The sequence below is a fragment of the Pseudomonas sp. R62 genome, from assembly GCF_000257605.1.
Lineage (GTDB): Bacteria > Pseudomonadota > Gammaproteobacteria > Pseudomonadales > Pseudomonadaceae > Aquipseudomonas > Aquipseudomonas atacamensis.
In genome coordinates this window covers 1-740 of the sequence record NZ_AHZM01000932.1, presented here as the reverse complement: position 1 = coordinate 740, position 740 = coordinate 1, and the positions used below count along the sequence as shown (strand labels likewise).

Sequence of the window (740 nt, the reverse complement as noted above, 5' to 3'; positions counted from 1 at the left end):
GTGCACGCTTGGCCGGGCATCCGGTGATTGCGCTGCTGGTGGGCAAAGCGATGTCCGGGGCGTTTCTGGCTCATGGTTATCAGGCCAACCGCCTGATCGCCCTGCGCGATCCCGGCGTGATGGTGCATGCGATGGGCAAGGCCTCAGCGGCGCGGGTGACCTTGCGCAGCGTCGAAGAGCTGGAAGCGTTGGCCGCCAGCGTGCCGCCGATGGCCTACGACATCGACAGCTACGCCAGCCTCGGTCTGCTCTGGGAAACCCTCTCGGTGCAGCAGATTGAACAGCCGACAGAGGAAGATCTGACGCGCGTGACTGAGTGCCTGAAGCAAGCGATCAGCGATGTGACCAGCACTGATTTGAAAGGGCGCCTTGGTGCGAGCAATCGTGCCGCCTCCAGCAAAGTCCGCGAATTGCTGAGGGCACAGTGGTGAACCTGCCTCTGGCCCACGACCTGCTCTGGGGTATGACCCCAACGCAGTTGCCGGCGGATGCGCCAGCGTGGGCGGTCGCGGCGCTGGCGGCCGGGCAACCGGTGGTGGTGCGGCGGGCGTTGAGTGCTGACGGTTTTGTCGCGGTCGGCGTGCGCGGTGTGTTGCGTGAGCAGCGGCTGGCGGCGTTTATGCCGCTCGATTCGATTGCCTGTCGGGTCAGCCCCGAAGCCCTTTGCCATGTTGAATGCGCGCGAGATCTGCCGGTGATGCAGGCGCTCAAACAACTACGGCCGATGCTCGATGACTGCG

Annotated in this window: 1 protein-coding gene and 1 pseudogene; both read left to right on the top strand. The window is 64.9% G+C overall.

The window, feature by feature from the left end; genetic code table 11:
* On the top strand, window positions 1-431 hold a 431-nt coding region (locus OQK_RS01205; RefSeq protein ID WP_016770746.1), incomplete at its 5' end, for a biotin-independent malonate decarboxylase subunit gamma.
* Window positions 425-740 (top strand): annotated as a pseudogene (locus OQK_RS01200) (phosphoribosyl-dephospho-CoA transferase MdcG domain-containing protein); the annotation flags it as partial. The gene OQK_RS01205 and the pseudogene OQK_RS01200, both read left to right, overlap by 7 nt.